The following is a 25,415-nucleotide window of genomic DNA, read 5'->3' as shown; positions in this document are numbered from 1 at the left end:
ACTTCATGAAAGATTTAAAATCCCATTTCGAAATACATCAACGTTTCCGAAATGGGATTTTTCTTTTGAGTTTGCTTATTTTTGGTTTAATCGTAGCGTTGTATTGCTTTCCTGATGCAGCTAGTAGATCAGATAATTTTCAAGAACTTTCAGAATTTCAAATTAAGATAGACTCTCTTAAGAAGCAAGCTGCTAATAAAAAAAAGAGCTATAAGCAGCAACCTTTTAATCCTAATTTTATAAGTGATTATAAAGGGTATATTTTAGGTTTATCTTCAGAAGAGCTGGACCGGCTTTATACATACAGAAAAGAAAATAAATGGGTAAATTCTGTTGCAGACTTCAAAAAAGTCACAAAGGTTTCTGATTCATTGTTAGCAATCGTTTCACCTTTATTTAAATTTCCTGATTGGGTACAAAATTCCAACAAATCAAAAGCTTACCCAAAATCAAAGTATCCTGCAAAACCTTTCTCAGACAAAGGGGATCTTAATACTATGACCTCTGTAAATCTTCAGGATGAAGTAGGAGTGCCCGATTTTATCGCAGAAAGAATTATTAAGTATAGAAATAATCTTAATGGATTTATAGATGACCTTCAACTCAAAGATATAAGAGGTCTTTATGAAAATCAACGACAAAAAATCCTCTCACTTTATACCGTCAAAACAAAGAACGAAATTAGGAAAGTTAATATCAATCAAGCTACTGTAAAAGAATTGATGGAAGTTCCTTATTTTGATTTTGAAACTGCGCTTGATATCAAAGATTTTATTAAAGAAAACAATGGTGTGTCTGATTTTGAAGAATTAGGAAAAATTGAAGGTTTTTCTTTAGAAAAAATAGATAGAATAGCATTATATTTGACTTTAAAATAAAAATCGGAAAAAATTACTGCAAATATTGATAATATTTAAATGCTTAATTTAAGCATTTAAATATGTTTTGTAGTACTATGTTAGCTATATAAATCAATGTTATCATTTAAACAACATGTATTTTACAGAAGAGCACGAATTATTTAGAGAAAGTCTTAAAGATTTTTTACAAAAAGAGGTAGTTCCACATATAGAGAAGTGGGAGAAAACCGGAGATATAGAGCGTTTCATTTGGAAAAAGTTCGGCGAAATGGGTTATTTCGGAATTGCGTATCCAGAAGAATATGGCGGATTGGATTTGGATTTATTCTACACGGTTATATTTTTGGAAGAACTGCAAAAGATCAATTCTGGTGGTTTTGCGGCGGCTATGTGGGCGCACGTGTATCTTGCCATGACTCACGTTAATAAAGAAGGTGATGATAGGATAAAAGAAAAATACCTAAGAACGAGTATCACCGGTGAAAAAATAGGATGTCTATGTATTTCGGAGCCATTCGGCGGATCGGATGTTGCGGGTATGAGAACTACTGCAGTAAAAGAAGGCGATACATATATTATCAATGGATCCAAAACATTTATTACAAACGGAGTTTACAGTGATTATCTTGTAGTCGCTGCTAAAACATCTCCAGAGCTAGGTAATAAGGGAATCAGTATTGTTATCATCGACAGAGATACTCCGGGTGTTTCAGCTACTAAATTGGATAAGCTAGGCTGGAAAGCTTCAGATACTGGTGAAATAGCTTTTGATAATGTAAGAATTCCTGTGGAGAATTTAATGGGCGAGGAAAACAAAGGTTTTTCTTATATAATGCAGCATTTTGCATTAGAAAGATTGATAATGGGAATTAATGCACACGCCAGAACGGAATATGCGCTGGAGTATGCTATAAGGTATATGGGTGAACGAGAAGCTTTTGGAAGAACCATAGACAAGTTCCAGGCACTTAGGCATAGTGTTGCGGATATGGCGAGTGAATTAGAAATGTGCAAAGAATTTAATTACTCGGTAGCAAAAAGACTTAATGAAGGGCAATATGTTGTAAAAGAAGCCAGTATGTCTAAATTAATATCAACAAAGATTGCTGATGAGGTTATTTATAAATGTCTTCAATTATTAGGAGGTTATGGTTATATGGAAGAATATCCATTGGCGAGATTGTTTAGAGATAGTAGACTTGGCCCAATAGGAGGAGGAACCTCTGAAATCTTGAGAGAGATTATCGCCAAAATGGTGATTGATAAGAAAGAATATAAGCCTGCGGTTGAGAAATAACCTGGTTTTTTTTGGCGAAAATTTTTGTTCAATTCGCCAAAATGGTGATTGATAAGAAAGAATATAAGCCTGCGGTTGAGAAATAACCTGGGCTTTTTTTTGCGAAAAATTTTTGTTCAATTTGCCAAAAATGGTGATTGATAAGAAAGAATATAAGCCTGGGGTTGAGAAATAACCTGGGCTTTTTTTTTGCGAAAATTTTTGTTCAATTCGTCAAAATGGTAATTGATAAGAAAGAATATAAGCCTGCGGTTGAGAAATAACCTGGGCTTTTTTTGGCGAAAAATGTTTTTTCAATTTGCCAAAAATGGTGATTTACTGTAATAAATAATATATATCCACTAATTAGAATTCTATAATGATGCACTTTTTTTGCTTTTTTTGGTGAAATTCTGGACTGATAATTAAATAATTAACACGCCTTATGGATTTCTTATTTTAGACCATTTGAAAATATCAAATTATCATATTTTAACTGCTATTTCTGAGTAAGTGATAAAATTTTATCAACACGAAAACGTTTGCGTACAGTTTCAAACGATTTCGGTATATGTAAAAATATTACATTGTAAGAAATTTAACACACAAACACTTATTTTATGAAAACTTTTAAGTTCATTTATTTTCTGTTGACGGTATCTTTTTTATTAGTATCGTGTGGTAAAGACGAGGTTCTGGATTCTGTAGAATCCGAGTCTGCAAAACCCGAAGAATCAATTTCTACTAGAGCTGGTCTAAAAACTATAGGTTCCGGTGTAATGATGCAAGCATTTTATTGGGATGTTCCCGCTGGTGGGACTTGGTGGAATGTAGTTAAAGGAAAGGTGAGTAGCTGGAGCAATTCAGGTATCGATGCTATATGGTTGCCACCCGTAAGCAAAGCCCAAAATGGTCCATTCTCAATGGGGTATGATCCTTTTGATTATTATGATTTTGGACAATATAATCAAATGGGTACTACTGAAACACGATTTGGATCTAAATCAGAATTAGAGTCTTTAATTACTCGTGCTCATAATAATGGAGTGAACGTAATTGCTGATATTGTGATAAACCATAATAGTGGAGGGGATTTAGAACCGAACGAATTTGCAGGAAAAGACACCTACACGAAGTTTAACCCATTATCCAATAAGTTTAACCGGACCAAGTATGATTTTCATCCTAATGAAGCATATAATTCTGACAGTGGTATTTTTGGTGGATTCCCAGACTTAAGTCATAATAAAACGTATGTTCAGGATTGGTTATGGAAAAGAAGTAATTCTGTTGCAAAGTATTATAAGAATACTATGAAATTTGATGGGTATAGGTTTGATTATGTGAAAGGTTTTGCTCCTTGGGTTGCAAAAGAATTTAGAAAATCTACAGGCGTATTTGGTGTAGGAGAGTATTGGGATGGAAATGTAAATACTTTAAAATGGTGGACAGATCAGTCAGAGATGTCGGCTTTTGATTTTGCATGTTATTATAAAATGAGAGACGCTTTTGTAGGGAACAACCTTAATGCACTTAGCGGAGATATGTTGTGGAAAAGAAACGCGAGTAGAGCAGTTACCTTTGTAGCCAATCATGACACAGATGAGATTTATACAAATAAACTGTTAGCATATGCTTACATTTTAACTCACGAAGGGTATCCTGCTCTGTTCTACAGGGATTATGAAGATTGGCTAGATAAGAATAAATTGAATAATTTAATTTGGATTCACAATAATCTTGCAGGAGGAAATACTTCAAACCTTTGGACTGATAATGATGAGTATATCGCCAGAAGAAATGGTGGAGGAGGAAAGAATGGATTGATAGTATATATCAATAATTCTAATTCTTGGAAAGAAAGATGGGTGGAGACCAATTGGTCCAGTAAGACAATAAAAGATTATACGGGTAGTTCTAGTTGGGAACCAGTAACACAAGGAGGAAGATGGGTGAAAATTCAGGCTCCACCAAAAGGATACACTGTTTGGTCTCTTAAATAGTATTTTATGTTTCTTAGCTTAAAAAATAGTAAGTAAAAATGGTTAAATAGATATACGGTTTTTTATTTTTGGTTAGGGTTAACTATAGCTACAAATAAAAAACCGTTTTATTTAATTTTAGAATGGAAATCTATTAAAAAATTAACTTCATTAAAAAAAAGCTTTGTGGATAATACTTTTGTGTTATATTTGCACCCTAATTTTTAAAGAAAGGAGGTAACACTATGTTAATTATACCAGTTAAAGACGGAGAAAATATAGATAGAGCGTTAAAACGTTTTAAGCGTAAATTTGATAGAACAGGAACTATGCGTCAGCTGCGTAAGCGTCAGGCGTTCACAAAGCCTTCTGTAGAGCGTAGAGCTCAGGTTCAAAAAGCGCAGTATATTCAGCACTTAAGAGATCAAGAAGAAATTTAAAACAAGTTAAAAACGCTTTGTTAGTTGATTTCTTTTTAAAGAAGTCTAACTTCGTTTTTAAGTATAGATAAATTAAAACCATTAGGTATCAAAAGTTTTTTACTTTTGTGTTCTAATGGTTTTTTATGTTTGTCAAAGAGTTTATTGATTATCTACTTTTAGAAAAAAAGTATTCTGAACATACTGTTTCGGCTTACAAAACAGATTTATTAGCCTTTATCCAATTTTATAATCAAGCGTTTGGTAGCGATGATATATCGACGTCAAATTATCCTCAGGTTCGTTCTTGGATTGTAGATTTGGTAGACTCAGGTGTTTCGAATAGAACTATTAATAGGAAAGTGTCTTCCCTTAAAACCTATTATAAATTTTTGCTTAAATCCGGGCAAATTGATAAAAATCCATTAGCAAAACATCAGGCGTTGAAAGCGTCTAAAAAAATACAGATTCCGTTCTCTAATTTTGAGGTTGAAAATGTGCTGGAGGAGTTAAAGGAAGGGGTTGATTTTAAAAGTGTTAGAGATAGATTGATTGTAGAACTTTTTTATGCAACAGGAATGCGTAGAATTGAATTGGTAAACCTGAAATTAACCGATCTGGACATCTCTAATAGACAGGTTAAAGTTTTAGGGAAACGTAATAAGGAAAGATATATACCTTTAATACCTTCATTGCTTATTACATTAAAACAGTATATGACATTACGGTCAGTGATTAAGGTGGATTCTGAAGTTCCTTTTTTATTGCTAACAGAAAAAGGAGTTAAAATTTATGAAACACTTGTGTATCGAATCATAAATGGTTATTTTAGTAAGGCATCTTCTAAGATAAAAAGAAGCCCGCATATATTGAGACATTCATTCGCGACGCATCTTCTTAATGAAGGGGCAAACTTAAATGCTGTAAAAGAATTACTTGGTCATTCCAGTTTAGCAGCTACTCAGATTTATACAAACCAGAGTGTAGCTCAGTTAGCAAAAGTGCATAAACAGTCTCATCCAAGGAATAAAAAGTAAAGCGTAATTTCTTTTAGGCTTTAAACATATGTTCAATCAATTAAAATAACACCTATGAAAGTGAACTTGCAATCCGTAAATTTTAACGTCGATCAAAAATTGGTAGATTTTACACAAGCAAAATTGGATAAGCTTGAAAATCATTTTAGCAGAATTATACACGCTGATGTTTTTTTGAAAGTTATGAATACAAGTAGTAAAGAAAATAAGATCACCGAGATTTTGCTAAGTGTTCCTGGGGGTGAGTTTATAATTAAGAAAATAAATAAAAGTTTCGAAGAAGGTGTTGATGAGTGTGTTAGTTCGTTAGAAAGGCAGTTGCGAAAACGGAAAGAAAAATTAAAAGCACATGTTTGATGATTTTTTTTTAAAAATTGTTTTGTGTAAGGAATAATTTCTATACATTTGCAGTCCGTTAGAAATAGCGGACTTTTTTATGTTCAAAAACATACTGAAAAGCCGATATAGCTCAGCTGGCTAGAGCAGCTGATTTGTAATCAGCAGGTCGTGGGTTCGAGTCCCTCTATCGGCTCTTGAAATTTTGAAAAAAACATCAGGTTTGAAATTCGTTTTTAGTTGAAAGCAACTTTCATTCGGAACGATATGATCATCCTGAGTTAGGCCGAAAGTAGTTTCGTTATCGGCTGTTTTAAAGTATTGATTTTCTGATAAATCAAAGCTTTTAAAATTAAATTTTGAATTGTAAAATATTTGATTACTTTTGCGCATTCAAAATTTAGAAGTTCATTCTAAAATAGTGATTATAATTGGGGAGATACTCAAGCGGCCAACGAGGACAGACTGTAAATCTGTTGGTTTTACCTTCGCAGGTTCGAATCCTGCTCTCCCCACAACCTTCAATTTTGATTTCAGAATTGTAAAACGCGGGAGTAGCTCAGTTGGTAGAGCGTCAGCCTTCCAAGCTGAATGTCGCCGGTTCGAACCCGGTCTCCCGCTCTAAAAAATACAGAGCTAATCTTGATGCAAAATTAGCATTGGATTTTTAAAATAAAAGTAATGGTGAATCGGTTTTCTTTCGATGATTAATGAAGAATCCTGGTTGATCATTGTGTACTTTAAAAAGCCGGTGTAGCTCAGGGGTAGAGCGTTTCCTTGGTAAGGAAGAGGTCACGAGTTCAAATCTCGTCATTGGCTCTTGGTTCACAAGTTTAAATTGAACACTATATATAACTAAGATTAAATAAATTCATTATGGCAAAGGAAACTTTTGATCGTTCCAAACCGCACTTAAATATTGGTACTATTGGACACGTTGATCACGGTAAAACAACTTTAACCGCTGCAATTACTAAAGTATTAGCAGATGCTGGATTTTCTGAAGCAAAATCTTTTGATCAGATCGATAATGCACCGGAAGAAAAAGAAAGAGGTATTACAATTAACACGTCTCACGTTGAGTACGCTACTCAAAATCGTCATTATGCACACGTTGACTGTCCAGGTCACGCCGATTATGTAAAGAACATGGTTACTGGTGCGGCGCAGATGGATGGTGCGATCTTGGTGGTTGCTGCTACCGATGGTCCTATGCCACAAACTCGTGAGCATATCTTATTAGGACGTCAGGTTGGTATTCCAAGAATCGTTGTGTTCCTTAATAAAGTGGATATGGTTGATGATGAAGAATTATTAGAGCTAGTAGAAATGGAAGTAAGAGATCTTCTTTCTTTTTATGAGTACGATGGAGATAACGGACCTGTAGTTTCTGGTTCTGCACTAGGAGCTCTTAATGGAGAGCAAAAGTGGGTTGACACAGTTTTGGAATTGATGAAAGAGGTAGATGCTTGGATCGAAGAGCCATTACGTGAGATTGATAAAGATTTCTTAATGCCAATCGAAGATGTATTCTCTATTACCGGTCGTGGTACTGTTGCTACTGGACGTATCGAAACGGGTATCGCTAACACTGGAGATCCTGTAGAGATCATCGGTATGGGAGCTGAGAAACTTACTTCTACTATTACTGGTATCGAGATGTTTCGTCAGATATTAGACAGAGGAGAGGCTGGAGATAATGCAGGTATCTTATTGAGAGGTATTGAAAAAACTCAGATTTCTCGTGGTATGGTAATTACTAAACCAGGATCTGTAACACCACATGCCAAGTTTAAAGCTGAGGTTTATATACTTAAAAAAGAAGAAGGTGGACGTCACACTCCATTCCATAACAATTATCGTCCTCAGTTCTATGTTCGTACAACTGATGTAACTGGAAATATAGCACTTCCTGATGGAGTTGAGATGGTAATGCCTGGAGATAACTTAACGATTACTGTTGAGCTTATTCAGCCAATTGCGATGAATGTAGGTCTTCGTTTTGCAATCCGTGAAGGTGGTAGAACAGTAGGTGCCGGTCAGGTAACTGAAATTTTAGACTAAACAATATAGTTAATATATAAGAAAAGGTATTCGTTACAACGAATACCTTGACTTATGTATACGGGTTTAGCTCAGTTGGTAGAGCACTGGTCTCCAAAACCAGGTGTCGGGAGTTCGAGCCTCTCAACCCGTGCAAAGAAATGTTTTGTATTTTCATTGAGGAAAAATACATTTGAGATTGAAGAAAACACGAAGTTTAGATGTGTGTCCTAAATGATGACGAAGGATGCCTTTCAGTAAAACAATAAGATAAGTAGCTTTCATAAATTACATGTAAAGCTGAAATAAGAAACTTAAAGTGGCAGATATTTGCCGTTGAAAAGAATAAATAAGATGGCTGGATTAATAAATTACATTACAGAATCGTATAACGAGTTAAAAAATCACGTAACCTGGACGCCTTGGGCAGAAGCCCAGAGGTTGACGTTGGTTACCATTATTTTCTCAGTTATTTTTTCTTTAGCTATCTGGGGAGTTGATACTGTATTTAGTAATTTGATAGAGTATTATTTCACTTTAGTTAAATCATAAATAACATGGCCGAAGTTAGTAATACAAAAAAATGGTACGTTGTTCGTGCTGTAAGTGGCCAAGAGAACAAGGTCAAGGATTATATTGAGCGTGAAATTGCTCACATGGGTATGGAAGACTACGTTTCTCAAATTCTGGTACCAACAGAAAAGGTGGTTCAGATACGAAATGGCAAAAAAATCAATAAGGAAAGAGTGTATTTCCCTGGCTATGTTATGATTGAAGCTAACCTATCAGGAGAGATTCCTCATATCATAAAATCAATTAACGGGGTTATTGGTTTTCTTGGTGAGGTAAAAGGAGGAGATCCTGTACCGTTAAGAAAAGCTGAAATTAATAGAATGCTCGGTAAGGTAGATGAGCTTGCAGTGAAAACAGATAACGTGGCTATTCCTTACACTGTTGGTGAGACAGTAAAAGTAATTGACGGTCCGTTTAATGGTTTCAATGGTACTGTAGAAAAGGTAAATGAAGAAAAGCGTAAACTTGAAGTAATGGTTAAAATTTTCGGTAGAAAAACACCATTAGAATTGAGCTATATGCAAGTAGAAAAAGTATAATAATTGTTACATTATATATTCTGAATTGTTCTTATTGCTTCCACTTTGTAGGACAATTCTAATTTAAAATTAGAAAAATGGCTAAAGAGATAAGTAAGGTTGTAAAACTTCAAGTACGTGGAGGAGCGGCTAACCCATCCCCACCAGTTGGACCTGCTTTAGGTGCTGCCGGAGTGAATATCATGGAATTTTGTAAGCAATTCAATGGTAGAACACAGGATAAGGCTGGTAAAGTATTGCCAGTTGTTATAAATGTTTACAAAGACAAGTCTTTTGATTTTGTAATCAAAACTCCACCTGCGGCAGTTCAAATACTGGAAGCAGCAAAAACTAAAAAAGGTTCAGGTGAGCCAAATCGTAAAAAAGTGGCTAGTGTTACTTGGGATCAGGTTCGTACAATTGCGGAAGATAAAATGCAGGATTTAAATGCGTTTACTATCGAATCTGCTATGAAAATGATTGCCGGTACCGCTCGTTCAATGGGTGTAACTGTAAAAGGACAAGCTCCTTTTTAATCCAAAAACGTGTAGAAAATGGCAAAAGTAACTAAAAAGCAAAAAGAAGTACGAGCTAAAGTTGAAAAGAATAAAGCGTATTCTGTAGACGAAGCTTCTGCTTTAGTAAAAGAAATAACAAACGTAAATTTTGATGCTTCGGTAGATCTTGCAGTTCGTTTAAATGTAGATCCTCGTAAAGCAAATCAAATGGTGCGTGGTGTGGTAACATTACCTCACGGAACAGGAAAGGATGTTAAAGTTCTCGCATTAGTAACACCGGATAAGGAAGCCGAAGCTAAAGAAGCTGGTGCAGATTTTGTAGGTCTAGATGAATATCTTGACAAGATAAAAGGTGGATGGACTGATGTAGACGTGATCATTACAATGCCAAGTGTTATGGGGAAATTAGGTCCATTAGGTCGAGTTTTGGGACCTCGTGGTTTAATGCCAAACCCTAAGACAGGTACGGTAACAATGGATATAGCAAAAGCTGTTTCTGATGTTAAAGCTGGTAAGATTGACTTTAAAGTCGATAAAACTGGTATCGTTCATGCTGCAATTGGAAAGTCTTCGTTCTCTGCTGATAAAATAGCAGGAAATGCAAAAGAATTATTAACAACATTAGTGAAGTTAAAACCTGTGACTGCTAAAGGTATATATATTAAATCCATATATATGTCCTCTACAATGAGTCCCGGTGTTGAGATTGATTCCAAGAACTTTGCTGGGTAATTAAGATAAACGATTATGACAAGAGAAGAAAAATCAAAAGTAATTGAAGACTTAACTGCTCAGTTAGCTGAAAACACTAATATCTATTTAGCTGATATTTCAGGTTTGGATGCAGGAACAACTTCAAATTTACGTAGAGCTTGTTTTAAAGCTAACGTATCATTAAAAGTAATTAAGAATACGCTCCTTGCGAAAGCAATGGAGAAATCAGATAAGGATTTCGGAGAATTACCGGAGGTTTTAAAAGGTAATACTTCTGTTATGTTTTCTGAAACCGGTAACGCACCGGCCAAAGTTATCAAAGAATTTCGTAAGAAATCCGAGAAGCCTTTGTTAAAAGGGGCTTTTGTAGAAGAAGCGATTTTTGTTGGTGATGAGATGCTGGATGCACTTGTAGACATCAAGTCTAAAGAAGAAGTTATTGGAGATATTATTGGCTTATTACAGTCACCGGCTAAGAATGTTATTTCTGCATTAAAGTCAAGTGGTGGAACAATAGCTGGTATTCTTAAAACATTATCCGAAAAAGAAGGATAATCTAAGCAAGTACGCACTTTTTAACAAATTATATTTCAATAAAAAAATTATTTAAAACGATAGAAAATGGCAGATTTAAAAGATTTCGCAGAACAATTAGTTAACTTGACAGTAAAAGAAGTTAATGAGTTAGCTGATATATTAAAAGAAGAGTATGGTATCGAACCTGCTGCCGCTGCAGTAGCTGTTGCTGCTGGTGGTGCTGCTGCTGGTGGAGATGCAGCTGAAGAGCAAAGTGAATTTGATGTAATCCTTAAGGCAGCTGGTGGCGCTAAGTTAGCAGTGGTTAAACTTGTTAAAGAATTAACAGGTCTTGGTCTTAAAGATGCTAAAGGATTAGTGGATAATGCTCCTAGTCCAATCAAAGAAGGAGTGGCAAAAGATGAAGCAGAAGCTCTAAAAGCTCAATTAGAAGAGGCTGGAGCTGAGGTTGAGCTTAAGTAAGCTTGCCAAATATTGACATAGAGGTTTAGACCTGGAGAATTCTCTCTAAGGTCTAAACCATTTTGCGTATATAAATATGAAGTATTAAAATACGCTGTTTTTTAAATTTTAATTTAATTCCGTCCATTGATGTTAGCAACGCAAACTGAAAGATTGAATTTTTCTTCTGTAAAGAATAGACCTGATTATCCAGACTTTCTAGATATTCAGATCAAATCCTTTCAGGACTTTTTTCAATTAGAAACAAAGTCTGAAGAAAGAGGGAATGAGGGTCTTTATAATACCTTCATGGAAAATTTCCCGATTACGGATACACGTAATCAATTTGTACTAGAATTTTTAGACTACTTTGTAGATCCTCCAAGATACGATCTACAAGAATGCATAGAGAGAGGTCTTACCTACAGTGTACCTCTTAAGGCACGTTTAAAACTTTTTTGTACCGATCCCGAACATGAGGATTTTGAGACAATTGTTCAGGACGTTTATTTAGGTACTATTCCTTATATGACTCCAAGTGGTACTTTTTGTATCAATGGGGCAGAGCGTGTTGTTGTATCCCAATTACACCGTTCACCTGGTGTGTTCTTTGGACAATCATTTCACGCAAATGGAACAAAGCTATATTCTGCCAGAGTAATTCCTTTTAAAGGATCCTGGATAGAATTTGCAACCGATATCAATAGCGTAATGTACGCGTATATTGATAGAAAGAAAAAATTACCGGTTACTACACTTTTTCGTGCAATTGGTTTCGAGAGAGATAAAGATATTCTAGAAATTTTTGATCTTGCTGAAGAGGTTAAAGTTTCTAAATCCGGATTAAAGAAAGTATTAGGCCGTAAACTGGCTGCAAGAGTATTGAATACCTGGCACGAAGATTTCGTTGATGAGGATACTGGAGAGGTTGTTTCTATTGAACGTAACGAAATTGTATTAGACCGTGACACAGTTCTTGATAAAGATCACTTAGATGAGATCGTGGATTCTGGAGCTAAAACAATTTTACTTCATAAAGAAGACAACCAAAAAGGTGATTACGCAATCATCCATAACACATTGCAAAAAGACCCTACGAATTCTGAAAAAGAAGCCGTAGAACACATATACCGTCAATTACGTAATGCAGAACCGCCTGATGAAGAGACTGCAAGGGGTATTATTGATAAGTTATTCTTCTCTGATCAGCGTTACAACCTTGGTGAGGTAGGTCGTTATAGAATGAATAAAAAGTTAGGTCTTAATATCGAAATGGATAAGCAAGTTCTTACCAAAGAAGATATTATTACCATCATAAAATATTTAATTGAATTGATTAACTCTAAAGCGGAGATTGATGATATTGATCACCTTTCTAACCGTCGTGTTAGAACGGTAGGAGAGCAATTATCGCAACAGTTCGGAGTTGGTCTGGCACGAATGGCTCGTACGATTAGAGAGCGCATGAATGTTAGAGATAACGAGGTATTTACACCTATTGATTTGATTAATGCAAAAACATTGTCTTCTGTTATTAATTCTTTCTTTGGTACGAATCAGCTGTCTCAGTTTATGGATCAAACCAATCCATTAGCAGAGATTACTCACAAACGTAGACTTTCTGCTCTTGGACCAGGTGGGTTATCACGAGAGCGTGCTGGTTTTGAGGTTCGAGATGTACATTATACGCATTATGGTCGATTATGTCCTATTGAAACACCAGAAGGACCAAATATTGGGTTGATTTCTTCCCTTGCTGTGTTTGCTAAAGTGAATTCGATGGGATTCCTTGAAACTCCGTATCGTAAGGTTGAAGATGGTAAAGTAGACTTAAGTGAGTTTAGATATTTGAGTGCAGAAGAGGAAGAAGAGAAATTAATAATGCAAGCCAACTTGCCGCTAAAGGAAGATGGTACGATTGAAAGTGAAAAGGTCATTGCTCGTATGGAAGGTGACTTTCCAGTAATAGAACCTTTATCTGTAAATTATGCAGATGTTGCACCAAACCAGATTGCTTCTATTTCTGCATCATTAATTCCTTTCTTAGAGCATGATGATGCAAACCGTGCATTGATGGGATCGAATATGATGCGTCAGGCAGTGCCGTTATTAAGAGTTGATGCTCCGATCGTGGGTACAGGACTAGAACGTCAGGTGGCTTCAGATTCACGAGTGTTAATCAACGCAGAAGGAGAAGGAGTTGTAGAATATGTAGATGCCCAGAAAATAACTATTAAATACGATAGAACAGAAGAAGAAAGAATGGTAAGTTTTGATAGTGATTCTAAAACTTACAACTTGATCAAGTTCCGTAAAACGAACCAGGGTACTTCTATAAATTTGAAACCAATTGTTAGAGTTGGCGATAGAGTAAACAAAGGGCAAGTTTTATGTCAAGGGTATGCAACCGAGAATGGTGAACTTGCACTAGGTAGAAATATGAAAGTAGCCTTTATGCCTTGGAAAGGGTATAATTTTGAAGATGCGATTGTGATTTCTGAAAAAGTAGTTAGAGATGATATCTTTACTTCTATTCACATTGATGAGTATTCATTGGAAGTTAGAGATACTAAGTTAGGTAACGAAGAGTTAACTAATGATATTCCTAACGTTTCTGAAGAAGCTACAAAAGATCTTGATGAAAACGGGATGATCCGTGTTGGTGCTGAAATTAAACCAGGAGATATTCTAATTGGTAAGATTACGCCAAAAGGGGAAAGCGACCCTACACCTGAAGAAAAATTATTAAGAGCCATATTTGGTGATAAAGCAGGGGATGTAAAGGATGCTTCCTTAAAAGCTTCACCATCTTTACACGGTGTTGTTATAGACAAGAAGTTATTTGCTCGCGCGATTAAAGATAAACGTAAACGTTCTCAGGATAAGGAAGATATTTCAATTTTAGAAAGATCTTATGACGCAAAATTTGCGTTGTTAAAATCAGAATTAGTAGATAAATTATTTGTTATTGTTGGAGGTAAAACTTCACAAGGAGTTATTAATGATTTAGGAGAAGAAGTACTTCCGAAAGGTAAGAAGTTTACTCAGAAAATGCTAAACAGTGTTGATGATTATGCACACCTTACCAAAGGAACTTGGACTACTGATGATGCTCTTAATAAGATGGTTGCGGATTTAATCCACAACTTTAAGATTAAAGAAAATGATTTGCAGGGTAACTTACGTAGAGAAAAATTTACAATCTCGGTAGGAGATGAATTGCCTTCTGGAATCATAAAACTAGCTAAAGTTTACATTGCTAAAAAACGTAAACTTAAGGTAGGTGATAAAATGGCAGGGCGTCACGGTAACAAAGGTATTGTTGCGCGTATTGTAAGAGAAGAGGATATGCCATTCTTAGAAGACGGAACACCAGTAGATATTGTATTGAATCCATTAGGTGTGCCTTCTCGTATGAATATTGGTCAGATTTATGAAACTGTATTAGGTTGGGCAGGTCAGAAGTTAGGTAGAAAATATGCTACTCCGATTTTTGACGGAGCCTCTCTAGATCAGATTAATGAGTTTACTGACGAAGCAGGTATTCCAAGATTTGGACATACGTATTTATATGATGGTGGTACAGGAGATCGTTTTGATCAACCGGCAACAGTAGGTGTAATTTACATGCTTAAGTTGGGTCATATGGTTGATGACAAAATGCACGCACGTTCTATTGGTCCATATTCCTTGATCACACAGCAACCACTAGGTGGTAAAGCACAGTTTGGAGGTCAGCGTTTTGGAGAGATGGAGGTATGGGCGCTAGAGGCATATGGTGCTTCGGCTACCCTTCGTGAAATATTGACTGTTAAATCTGATGATGTTATAGGAAGAGCCAAAACATACGAAAGTATCGTTAAAGGAGAGCCTATGCCAGAACCAGGATTACCAGAATCATTCAACGTGTTAATGCACGAATTGAAAGGTCTTGGTCTTGATATCAGATTAGAAGAATAATATTTAAATCGTACCCTGAGCATTGTCTTAGGGTACGATCAAACTATTATTCATTTTTAAATTACAATAATTCTTAAGCAACCATAGATTATGGCAAGAAATAATGATAAGAATACAGTAAAGAGGTTTAATAAAATCTCTATTGGTTTAGCATCTCCTGAGTCGATTTTAGCAGCGTCGCAAGGAGAAGTTCTGAAACCTGAAACTATCAATTATCGTACACACAAACCTGAGCGAGATGGTTTGTTCTGTGAGCGTATTTTTGGTCCTGTTAAGGACTTTGAGTGTGCTTGTGGTAAATATAAAAGAATTCGTTACAAAGGTATCGTTTGTGATCGATGTGGAGTAGAAGTAACAGAGAAGAAAGTTCGTAGAGACCGTGTAGGGCATATTAACTTGGTAGTGCCTGTAGCACACATCTGGTATTTCCGTTCTTTACCAAATAAAATAGGATATTTATTAGGTCTTCCATCTAAGAAATTAGATATGATAATTTACTACGAAAGATACGTAGTAATTCAGCCTGGTATTGCTAAAAATGAAGAAGGAGAGCCTGTTCAAAAAATGGATTTCCTTACAGAAGAAGAGTATCTTAATATTTTGGATAGCCTTCCTCAAGAAAACCTATATCTTGATGATACAGATCCCAACAAGTTCATCGCTAAGATGGGCGCAGAGTGCTTAATTGAGATATTAAAGAGAATTGATCTGGATGAATTATCTTATCAGTTAAGACATAAAGCAAATAATGAAACTTCTAAACAACGAAAAACAGAAGCACTAAAACGTCTTCAGGTTGTAGAATCATTACGAGATGCTAATAAAAATAGAGAAAACCGTCCGGAATGGATGATTCTTAAAGTAGTACCAGTAATTCCACCAGAGTTACGTCCATTAGTACCATTGGATGGAGGTCGTTTTGCTACCTCTGATTTAAATGACTTGTATCGTCGTGTAATTATACGTAACAATCGCTTAAAACGTTTAATGGAAATCAAAGCTCCTGAAGTAATTTTACGTAATGAAAAACGTATGTTACAAGAATCAGTAGATTCGCTGTTTGATAATACACGTAAAGCTTCTGCGGTTAAGACAGATTCTAACAGACCATTAAAATCACTTTCGGATTCATTGAAAGGTAAACAAGGACGTTTCCGTCAGAACTTACTCGGTAAACGTGTAGATTACTCTGCTCGTTCTGTAATTGTTGTAGGACCTGAATTAAAATTATTCGAATGTGGTCTTCCTAAGAATATGGCAGCTGAGCTTTACAAACCATTTGTAATCAGAAAATTGATTGAACGGGGTATTGTAAAAACCGTAAAATCTGCAAAGAAGATTATAGATAGAAAAGAGCCTGTGGTTTGGGATATTTTAGAGAACGTTCTAAAAGGACATCCTGTATTATTAAACCGTGCTCCTACGCTTCACCGTTTAGGTATTCAGGCATTTCAGCCTAAACTTATAGAAGGTAAGGCGATACAGTTACACCCATTAGTATGTACGGCATTTAACGCCGATTTTGATGGAGATCAAATGGCGGTTCATTTACCATTGGGACCAGAAGCTATATTAGAAGCTCAATTATTAATGTTGGCTTCTCATAATATTTTAAACCCTGCCAATGGTTCTCCAGTAACAGTACCTTCTCAGGATATGGTGCTAGGATTATACTATATGACTAAATCTCGTAGATCTACATCCGAGTTAGTGGTTAAAGGTGAGGATCTGACATTCTATTCTCCAGAAGAGGTAATTATAGCATACAATGAGAAAAGGTTAGATATCAACGCTAATATTAAAGTTAGAACAAAAGATATCGATGAAAATGGAGAGTTGGTCACTAAAATAATAGAAACTACAACAGGTAGAGTTTTATTTAACGAAAAAGTTCCTGAAAAAGCTGGGTATATTAACGAGGTATTGACCAAAAAATCTCTTAGAGATATTATCGGAGGTATTTTAAAGGTGACTAGTGTGCCAGAAACGGCAGTGTTCCTAGATGAGATCAAAACGCTAGGATATAACTTTGCATTTAGAGGAGGATTATCTTTTAGTTTAGGAGATATTATTATCCCTGCAGAGAAACATAAGATGATTGCTGATGCTAATGGTCAGGTGGACAACATTGTAGCTAATTACAACATGGGTCTTATTACCAATAACGAACGTTATAATCAGGTAATTGATATATGGACGTCTACCAATGCCGAGCTTACAGAATTGTCAATGAAACGTATCAGAGAAGATCAACAAGGATTTAACTCGGTATATATGATGCTTGACTCTGGAGCAAGGGGATCTAAAGAACAGATTCGCCAGCTTACAGGTATGCGTGGATTAATGGCGAAACCGAAAAAATCGAATTCTGCAGGTGGTGAAATTATTGAAAATCCAATTCTTTCTAACTTTAAGGAAGGACTTTCGATTCTTGAATATTTTATCTCTACACACGGTGCCCGTAAAGGTCTTGCGGATACTGCACTTAAAACTGCGGATGCTGGATATCTAACACGTCGTTTAGTAGATGTTGCACAAGATGTTATTGTTAATATTGAAGACTGTGGAACATTAAGAGGAGTAGAAGTTAGTCCATTAAAGAAAAATGAAGAAATTATTGAAGGTCTTGCCGCAAGAATTGCTGGTAGAACTTCTTTAGTAGATGTTATAAACCCATTAACCCAAGAGGTTCTGGTTGAAGCAGGAGTAGAGATTGATGATGTAACTGCAAAGAATATTGAAAACTCTCCGGTAGAATCAGTAGAGGTGCGTTCTGCTCTTACATGTGAGGCTAAGAAAGGTATTTGTGTTAAATGTTACGGGCGTAATCTTGCAACAGGTAAAACAGTGCAACGAGGGGAAGCAGTAGGTGTTGTAGCAGCGCAATCAATTGGAGAGCCAGGTACACAGCTTACACTACGTACATTTCACGTAGGGGGTATTGCCAGTAACATTTCTGAAGAAAATCAATTAAAATCTAAATTTACCGGTAAAGCAGAAATAGAAGATTTGAAGACTGTAAAAGGTCAGGATGGAGATGGAAATGAAATTGATGTCGTTATTTCTCGTACTTCTGAAGTGAAAATCATAGATCCCAAAACGAAGATTGTACTGAGTACTAATCTTATTCCTTATGGTTCTCAACTGTTTATTAAGAGCGGAGATACTGTAAAAGAAGGACAAAGCATTTGTCAGTGGGATCCATATAATGGTGTAATTATTTCAGAATTTGCCGGAAAAGTAAGCTATGAAAATGTAGAACAAGGTATAACATATCAGGTAGAGATTGACGAGCAAACTGGATTCCAGGAGAAAGTTATTTCAGAATCACGTGACAAGAAAAAAATACCTACACTTTTGATTATGGGTAAAGGCGACGAAGTACTTCGTTCTTATAATCTTCCTGTTGGAGCACACTTAATGGTGGATGACAATGAAAAAATTGAAGTTGGTAAAGTGTTGGTTAAAATTCCACGTAAATCGGCAAAAGCCGGTGATATTACAGGGGGGCTACCACGGGTAACGGAGTTGTTTGAAGCACGTAACCCTTCAAATCCTGCTGTAGTAAGTGAGATTGATGGTGTGGTATCTTTTGGTAAAATCAAGCGTGGTAACCGTGAGATTATTGTAGAATCCAGAATTGGTGAAATCAAGAAGTACCTTGTGAAATTATCCAATCAGATTCTTGTACAAGAAAATGATTTTGTACGTGCAGGTATGCCTTTATCAGATGGTTCTGTAACTCCAGAAGATATTCTGAAAATTAAAGGGCCGTCTGCAGTACAGCAGTATTTGGTGAATGAGGTACAGGAAGTATATCGATTACAAGGAGTAAAGATTAACGATAAGCATTTTGAAGTAGTAGTACGTCAAATGATGCGTAAAGTTAGAATCCAAGATCCGGGTGATACGATTTTCTTAGAAAATCAATTGGTGCACAAAGCTGATTTCATCGAAGAAAATGACTCAATTTTCGGTATGAAAGTAGTAGAAGAAGCTGGTGATAGTGAAAACTTGAAGGCAGGTCAGATTATTTCACCAAGGGATCTTAGAGATGAAAACTCTATTTTAAGAAGAGAGGATAAGAATTTAGTTGAAGCAAGAGATGTCACTCCTGCTACAGCGACTCCAATACTTCAGGGTATTACTAGAGCTTCGCTGCAAACGAAATCGTTTATCTCTGCTGCATCATTCCAGGAAACTACAAAAGTTCTAAATGAAGCCGCTGTAAGTGGTAAAGTTGATGATCTGGAAGGGTTAAAAGAGAATGTAATCGTTGGACATAGAATCCCTGCTGGAACTGGTATGAGAGATTATGAGAGTATCATAGTTGGTTCCAAAGAAGAGTTCGAGGATCGAATGGAACAGCGACAAGAAGTAAACTATAACTAATCAGTAAAGCCTGCCAATTGGCAGGCTTTCTGTTTTTTAAGAACCAATGGTTCAAATAAATTTATTATAACATGGCAGACGAAAAGAAACAAAAGCAAAATCAGTTAAATATAGAATTAGATGATGCTATTGCTGATGGAATATACAGTAATCTGGCAATTATTAATCACTCGGTATCCGAATTTGTGGTAGATTTTGTAAATATCATGCCCGGAAGACCTAAAAGCAAAGTGAAAAGTAGAATCATTTTGACTCCACAACATGCCAAAAGACTTTTAAAAGCATTAGGAGATAATGTATCAAGATTCGAAGCCGCTCACGGAGAAATTAAAGATTATGAACAACCACCGATCCCTTTAAATTTTGGACCTACAGGACAAGCTTAGTTGATGATTGGAGTTAAATAATATAAATCCGCTGGTTTTTTTAACAAGCGGATTTTTTTATGAAAAATAACAAACTTGATCGAGCGGTATATTTTTACTATATTAATCAATAATAATTTTATAAATATGTCGTCTGATCGAATCAAAACCTATTCCGAGTTCTATAAGTTTTATTTAACAGAACATCAAAATAAAACAAGTAGGACGCTACATTTTGTAGGAACATTTTTAGTTTTTGTAATTATAATTGTTGCTATCTATTATCGCTGGAGTTGGAAATGGTTTTTAGTTCCTGCAGTAGGATACGGTTTTGCTTGGATCGGTCATGCTTTTTTTGAAAAAAATAAACCAGCAACATTCAAATACCCTCTTTGGAGTTTAATCTCTGATTTTAAATTGTTTTTTGAAATTCTTGCAGGAAAACGTTCGCTAGATAGTTCAAAGGATTGATATAATAACATTCTATTAAAAGTGTGATTACTATAAATATTAGATATAACGAACCATTGAATCGATTAAATAATTATTGTTTAATCAACTTTTTGTTTAGAATGTATATACTAGTATATTTTTTTAGAAAAAAGTGTTAAAAATCACTTTAAAATTGTTTTAGAATTCTGAAGTGAAATGAAAAGTAATAGAAGGGTATTTTTGTTGAGTCATTTGAAGACTAAAGGATGAATCAGCTAAAAATACTAATTGCCCCTGCTTATCTTTTGCTAAAAATTTACTTTTTACACGTTTAAAATCAATAAATTCTTCATTACTTTCATCCGCTACATCTACCCAACAAGCTTTGTGTACATTTAAGTTTTCATACGTACATTTAGCACCGTATTCGTGTTCTAATCTATATTGTATTACTTCATATTGCAGTGCGCCAACGGTACCGATCACTTTTCTTCCGTTTAGCTCTAAAGTAAATAACTGGGCAACACCTTCATCCATTAATTGGTCGATACCTTTTGCCAATTGCTTGGATTTTAATGGATCAGCATTGTTGATATATCTAAAATGCTCTGGAGAAAAGCTCGGAATCCCCTTGTAATTTAGTTGTTCTCCGGTAGTAAGTGTATCACCAATCTTAAAATTTCCAGTATCATGCAAACCAACAATATCACCCGGGAAGGAGATATCTACAATTTCTTTTTTCTCCGCAAAAAAAGCATTGGGACTAGAGAATTTGAGTTTTTTGTTATGCCTTGTATGCAAATACGGTACATTTCTTTCAAAAGTTCCTGAAACAATTTTTATAAAAGCTAATCGATCTCTATGTTTTGGATCCATATTGGCATGGATCTTAAACACAAACCCCGTAAAATCTTTTTCGTCTGGTTGTACTAGCCTTGTATCACTTTCTTTAGGCCTCGGTGTAGGAGCAATTTTTATAAAACAATCCAGTAATTCTCGTACGCCAAAATTGTTTAAGGCAGAGCCAAAAAATACAGGTTGTAAATCTCCACCTTGATATGCCTCTTTATTAAAAGTTGGATAAATACCGGCTACTAATTCTATCTCTTCTCGTAAAGTTTCAGCTGCAGTAGCTCCAATTAGTGTATTAAGTTCTGGAGAAGATAGATCAGAGACTTCAATAGTTTCTTCTATATTTTTTCTGCTGTCACCACTAAATAAGTTAATGTTTTTCTCCCAAATATTGTAGATTCCTTTAAAATCATACCCCATTCCGATAGGAAAACTTAAAGGAGTAACCTTTAATCCCAGTTTTTGCTCCACTTCATCGAGAAGTTCAAAAGCATCTTTTCCTTCACGATCGAGTTTGTTAATAAAGACAATCATTGGGATATTACGCATTCTACAAACAGAAACTAATTTTTCAGTTTGTTCCTCTACACCTTTCGCAACATCAATAACTACAATTACACTATCAACAGCTGTTAAAGTTCTAAAGGTATCTTCGGCAAAATCTTTATGTCCGGGAGTGTCTAAAATGTTAATTTTAATTCCTTGATATTCAAATGCTAATACGGAGGTAGCAACAGAAATACCTCTTTGACGCTCTATTTCCATGAAATCACTGGTGGCACCTTTTTTTATTTTATTGGATTTAACGGCTCCTGCCTCTTGTATGGCGCCTCCAAATAATAGTAGTTTTTCTGTTAATGTAGTCTTACCGGCATCTGGATGCGAAATAATTCCAAATGTTCTTCTTCTTTTTATTTCTTCGGTGAATTTCATGGTTGTTCTATTGCTAAAGTTTGCAAATATACTACATAAATGTACAATAATATGGAGCGGTTATAAAACTAGTGTTTTTCCAAATATTGTGTTTTTAACCTGATTTATAGCTAAAAAAGATGCATTTCGTCGAAAACATGAAAAGTTTAAGGGAAAAAAGCTATTATAATTACAAATCTATTGCAATATTTGTGTAAAGAAAATTTTACGGTTTTTCCGTAATTTTTTGTAATAGCAAAATTTTAATAAGCTGGTTAGTAAGTAAAAACTAGTTATTATGATTTTTTAAAATATATGAAAACCTAACCCATATAGTTTTCGTATATACATTATGTAAACCATCGTCACATGAAAAAAAATACCCAAATCTATTGGGGTCGTGCATTGCGTTCAATGCTAACGACTCTTTTTATCTTATGTTTAATACCTCACAACTCTTTTAGCCAAGATACCGATGGAGACCTAGTTTCCGATTCCGTTGATCAAGATGATGATAATGACGGAATTGTAGATACGGATGAAGGTCTAAATTGTGGGGCCACTTTTATCAATGTTGGTGCCGCACCCGCTGGAAATCAAAATGGTGTTGGGGCAATTAATGATATTTATGATTTTGATGGTGTTGATGTGGATCTTACAACAACGGTTAATCAAGTAAATGGAGGTACATTGTCTCAATTACAGGTTGAAGATGCTACTTCCCTTCGGGTACAAGGTCAGGCGATAGATAATGGTATTGGAGAAACCTTAGTGTATACATTTACGTTTAGTCAGGAGGTTACTGATGTCAGGTTCAGGTGGTCTGGGATTGATGAAGGTGACAATGTTACCGTTTCCGCAGCAGGGTCTAATGTACAAAGCATTTTTTTAGGAGACTTGATGAACCCGTCTGCTTTTCCAAGTGCTAATTATACAACAACATCTGGCGGAGCGTCGCATATCATAGTAAATAATAATAGTTTATCTCCAACAATTACTGCTTATACGAACGGTTCAGGTGATACAACGGCTAATTATTCAGATATAACGATCGAGGGACAAATAACTTCTTTTGAAATTACTACTAATAAACTAAGAAGAGACGGGAATACTGTAAATAATGGTAATATAACTTTTCTTTTTTCAAATTTTATCTATTGTACTTTTACGAATTCTGATAATGATAGCATACCAGATCATTTGGATGCAGATAGTGATAATGATGGTTGTTTTGATGCGTTAGAAGGTGATGGTAGCATACTGGCATCTCAGGTAGACGGATCGGGTCAAATTACTGGCGGAGTTAACAATACGAGCGGGATTCCAAATAGTGCAGGAACTGGTCAGTCTGATGTCAGTAGCACGAATAGTGCGGTAACTGGCGGTCAATGTGATGATGATAATGATGGTGTAGTCAATGATAATGATGTCTGTCCGGGATTTGACGATACAGTGGACAGTGATAATGATTCGGTTCCGAATGATTGTGATCAGGATGACGACAATGATGGAATCCTTGATGTTGATGAAGGTAATTGTACTTCTGCCCAGATTGAATGGAACCATAATGATAGTGGTGGTCAATCTGATACGGCGACTTTTACACCAGGTTCAAGTGCGTTTTATACTAGTTCACAACCAGTAGTCTTTGGTCCAGGTTTGGATGAGGTAACAGATAACTATGCCTTTACATATTTGTTAAGAGGAGCTGATACCGATAATTTCACTGATTCCAAAACGGCTGATGACTATTTAGAGTTAACCTATACTCCTGCAGAAGATTTACTTTTGGATGGTATTTCATTAGGTTTTTTCACAAGTACGTCTTCTGATGCTGAATTTAACGCAGGAAATTTTAAAATAGCTATAGAAGTAAGCAATGACCCTGGTTTTGCTAGTCCAACTCTTTTGTTTACAGATATACAAGTAGGGGATATGCAAGCTCCGAGTGGTTATGTGTCAATAACAAATAATATAAATAGTTTTCTTTTAGAGGGGGGAAATGCATATTCTTTTAGATTTTATTTTTATGATGAAGAAAATACAGATCCTTTAAATAGAGTACGTTTTGATGATGTTCAATTTCCAAGTAGAGTTGTCTCGTCTTGTGACTCTGATGGGGATGGCATTGTAAATAGTTTGGATACGGACTCTGATAATGATGGTTGTAGTGATGCTAATGAAGCGTATAATGATGCCAATGCAGATGGAGGGGATGGAGGTCAGTTTGGTTCTGTAGATCCTGCAACTGTAGATAGTGATGGCCTTGTAATAGAAACAGGAGTCGATTATACGTTAGGAATAAACTCTAATGTCACGAATAGTGGTGCAAATATATGTACTGCACCTACACCTGTAGTTTTACATCAAACGCCTCCTTGTACTGATACTGTTTATAATTTGGTATGGGATGGCTTTGCTCCTAATGGGATAGATGAATTTGACTGGACACCAGATGGAGCACTAACGAATACATTTTCCGATGTTGATGGATCCGGAGTAGATATAACACATACTTTTTCTGGAGAAACAGGTACGTTGGGTACGTGGCCTACATCTGGTTCAACCCAAAGCCCTAATGTCGACTCTAATGCATCAGGAAATATAGATGATGAAGTGTTGGAATTTTTCACAAATGGTTTTGGAGCAACTGGAATAACACAAACAATAACATTTAACACAAATATTTATTCTTTTGGATTTGATTTATACCATATTAACGCAAATGGTGCTGGAAACGGAGACTTTTTTACTGTAACGGCGACAGATGGTTTAGGGAATACTATATTTCCGACATTTACAAATTCAGGAACACCTTCTTATACATCGAACGAAACTAATGGACAAATTGATGCAACAGGAAGCTCAGTTTCGAATCAAAATGACCAAATAGGAGTTAATTTTGAAGATTTAGATGGAATTTCTAGTATCACCTTGGTATGGCAAAATTGTTCAACTTGTAACCCTAATCTGCAACACGGTTCTGCAATAGGAAGTTTTGATTTTTGTACGGAGATACCACCATTTGGTGATTTGTCTTTGATCAAGAGTGTTAGCAATGTTACCAGTGCAGGCGCAGCAGGTTTATTGGATGATGTTATCGAATACACCTTTAGTGTTACCAATACAGGTAATGTTACCTTGAGTGGCGTTGAGATTGACGATGTATTAACAGGAAGTACGGATCTAGCGGTTAGTCCTGCTACGCTGACTCCTGGTCAGACAGGTACAGTGACGGCTACCTATAC

At 35.7% G+C, this 25,415-nt stretch carries 19 protein-coding genes and 5 tRNA genes; 23 read left to right on the top strand and 1 reads right to left on the bottom strand.

Features of this window, described 5'->3' with window-relative positions; all coding sequences use genetic code 11:
• The first annotated feature begins 5 nt into the window (after positions 1-5).
• From ACWGOQ_RS23495 to ACWGOQ_RS23390, 22 genes are all read left to right on the top strand, one after another.
• Positions 6-878, top strand: a complete 873-nt coding sequence (locus ACWGOQ_RS23495) for a ComEA family DNA-binding protein (RefSeq protein ID WP_452060302.1) — start codon at positions 6-8, stop codon at positions 876-878.
• Positions 879-993: 115 nt separating this feature from the next.
• The gene (locus ACWGOQ_RS23490; RefSeq protein WP_452060301.1) at positions 994-2,157 is read left to right on the top strand and encodes an acyl-CoA dehydrogenase family protein; all 1,164 of its coding nucleotides are present in this window, start codon (positions 994-996) and stop codon (positions 2,155-2,157) included.
• Positions 2,158-2,756: 599 nt separating this feature from the next.
• Positions 2,757-4,139 carry an alpha-amylase gene (locus ACWGOQ_RS23485; RefSeq protein WP_452060300.1) on the top strand — a complete coding sequence of 461 codons (1,383 nt, stop codon included), beginning with the start codon at positions 2,757-2,759 and terminating at the stop codon, positions 4,137-4,139.
• 224 nt (positions 4,140-4,363) lie between these two features.
• A complete protein-coding gene (gene rpsU, locus ACWGOQ_RS23480; RefSeq protein WP_025743950.1) occupies positions 4,364-4,558 on the top strand; it encodes a 30S ribosomal protein S21 in 195 nt (64 codons plus the stop codon).
• A 125-nt stretch (positions 4,559-4,683) separates the two neighbouring features.
• Positions 4,684-5,574, top strand: a complete 891-nt coding sequence (locus ACWGOQ_RS23475) for a tyrosine-type recombinase/integrase (RefSeq protein WP_452060299.1) — start codon at positions 4,684-4,686, stop codon at positions 5,572-5,574.
• Positions 5,575-5,628: 54 nt separating this feature from the next.
• Positions 5,629-5,931 carry a ribosome hibernation-promoting factor, HPF/YfiA family gene (gene hpf, locus ACWGOQ_RS23470; RefSeq protein WP_452060298.1) on the top strand — a complete coding sequence of 101 codons (303 nt, stop codon included), beginning with the start codon at positions 5,629-5,631 and terminating at the stop codon, positions 5,929-5,931.
• 101 nt (positions 5,932-6,032) lie between these two features.
• Positions 6,033-6,106, top strand: a tRNA-Thr gene (locus ACWGOQ_RS23465).
• Between the two features lie 237 nt (positions 6,107-6,343).
• Positions 6,344-6,425, top strand: a tRNA-Tyr gene (locus ACWGOQ_RS23460).
• 33 nt (positions 6,426-6,458) lie between these two features.
• Positions 6,459-6,531 (top strand) — tRNA-Gly (locus ACWGOQ_RS23455).
• A gap of 126 nt (positions 6,532-6,657) precedes the next feature.
• Positions 6,658-6,729, top strand: a tRNA-Thr gene (locus tag ACWGOQ_RS23450).
• Between the two features lie 57 nt (positions 6,730-6,786).
• Positions 6,787-7,974 carry an elongation factor Tu gene (tuf, locus tag ACWGOQ_RS23445; protein ID WP_452060297.1) on the top strand — a complete coding sequence of 396 codons (1,188 nt, stop codon included), beginning with the start codon at positions 6,787-6,789 and terminating at the stop codon, positions 7,972-7,974.
• A gap of 60 nt (positions 7,975-8,034) precedes the next feature.
• Positions 8,035-8,107: transfer RNA gene (locus ACWGOQ_RS23440), tRNA-Trp, on the top strand.
• A gap of 200 nt (positions 8,108-8,307) precedes the next feature.
• Complete coding sequence (secE, locus tag ACWGOQ_RS23435; protein WP_452060296.1) at positions 8,308-8,505, top strand: preprotein translocase subunit SecE; 198 nt, start codon at positions 8,308-8,310, stop codon at positions 8,503-8,505.
• A 5-nt stretch (positions 8,506-8,510) separates the two neighbouring features.
• Positions 8,511-9,065, top strand: a complete 555-nt coding sequence (gene nusG / locus ACWGOQ_RS23430) for a transcription termination/antitermination protein NusG (protein ID WP_027393796.1) — start codon at positions 8,511-8,513, stop codon at positions 9,063-9,065.
• A gap of 77 nt (positions 9,066-9,142) precedes the next feature.
• Positions 9,143-9,580, top strand: coding sequence for a 50S ribosomal protein L11 (gene rplK / locus ACWGOQ_RS23425; RefSeq protein ID WP_378294476.1), 438 nt, complete (start codon positions 9,143-9,145; stop codon positions 9,578-9,580).
• Positions 9,581-9,598: 18 nt separating this feature from the next.
• A complete protein-coding gene (rplA, locus tag ACWGOQ_RS23420; protein ID WP_452060295.1) occupies positions 9,599-10,294 on the top strand; it encodes a 50S ribosomal protein L1 in 696 nt (231 codons plus the stop codon).
• A 15-nt stretch (positions 10,295-10,309) separates the two neighbouring features.
• On the top strand, positions 10,310-10,831 hold the full coding sequence (gene rplJ / locus ACWGOQ_RS23415; RefSeq protein ID WP_452060294.1) for a 50S ribosomal protein L10: 522 nt from the start codon (positions 10,310-10,312) through the stop codon (positions 10,829-10,831).
• Between the two features lie 66 nt (positions 10,832-10,897).
• Entirely contained in the window at positions 10,898-11,275 is a 378-nt protein-coding gene (rplL, locus tag ACWGOQ_RS23410) for a 50S ribosomal protein L7/L12 (protein ID WP_452060293.1), read from the top strand.
• Between the two features lie 129 nt (positions 11,276-11,404).
• Positions 11,405-15,214, top strand: a complete 3,810-nt coding sequence (gene rpoB / locus ACWGOQ_RS23405) for a DNA-directed RNA polymerase subunit beta (protein ID WP_452060292.1) — start codon at positions 11,405-11,407, stop codon at positions 15,212-15,214.
• A gap of 90 nt (positions 15,215-15,304) precedes the next feature.
• Positions 15,305-19,606 carry a DNA-directed RNA polymerase subunit beta' gene (rpoC, locus tag ACWGOQ_RS23400; protein ID WP_452060291.1) on the top strand — a complete coding sequence of 1,434 codons (4,302 nt, stop codon included), beginning with the start codon at positions 15,305-15,307 and terminating at the stop codon, positions 19,604-19,606.
• A gap of 71 nt (positions 19,607-19,677) precedes the next feature.
• Positions 19,678-19,992: a DUF3467 domain-containing protein gene (locus ACWGOQ_RS23395; protein ID WP_378294482.1), complete on the top strand. Its 315-nt coding sequence runs from the start codon at positions 19,678-19,680 to the stop codon at positions 19,990-19,992.
• 126 nt (positions 19,993-20,118) lie between these two features.
• On the top strand, positions 20,119-20,442 hold the full coding sequence (locus ACWGOQ_RS23390; RefSeq protein WP_452060290.1) for an Mpo1-like protein: 324 nt from the start codon (positions 20,119-20,121) through the stop codon (positions 20,440-20,442).
• A 159-nt stretch (positions 20,443-20,601) separates the two neighbouring features.
• On the opposite strand, the gene ACWGOQ_RS23385 is transcribed toward ACWGOQ_RS23390, so the two are convergent.
• Positions 20,602-22,188, bottom strand: a complete 1,587-nt coding sequence (locus tag ACWGOQ_RS23385) for a peptide chain release factor 3 (protein WP_452060289.1) — start codon at positions 22,186-22,188, stop codon at positions 20,602-20,604.
• Positions 22,189-22,536: 348 nt separating this feature from the next.
• On the opposite strand from ACWGOQ_RS23385, the gene ACWGOQ_RS23380 reads away from it, so the two are divergent.
• A partial coding sequence (locus tag ACWGOQ_RS23380) for a CLIPPER-2 domain-containing protein (RefSeq protein ID WP_458202876.1) occupies positions 22,537-25,415 on the top strand: 2,879 nt, incomplete at its 3' end.

Source organism: Aquimarina ulvae, assembly GCF_053613295.3.
The sequence above is the reverse complement of the archived record's forward strand: the minus strand, read 5'-3'. Positions and strand labels throughout refer to the sequence as shown.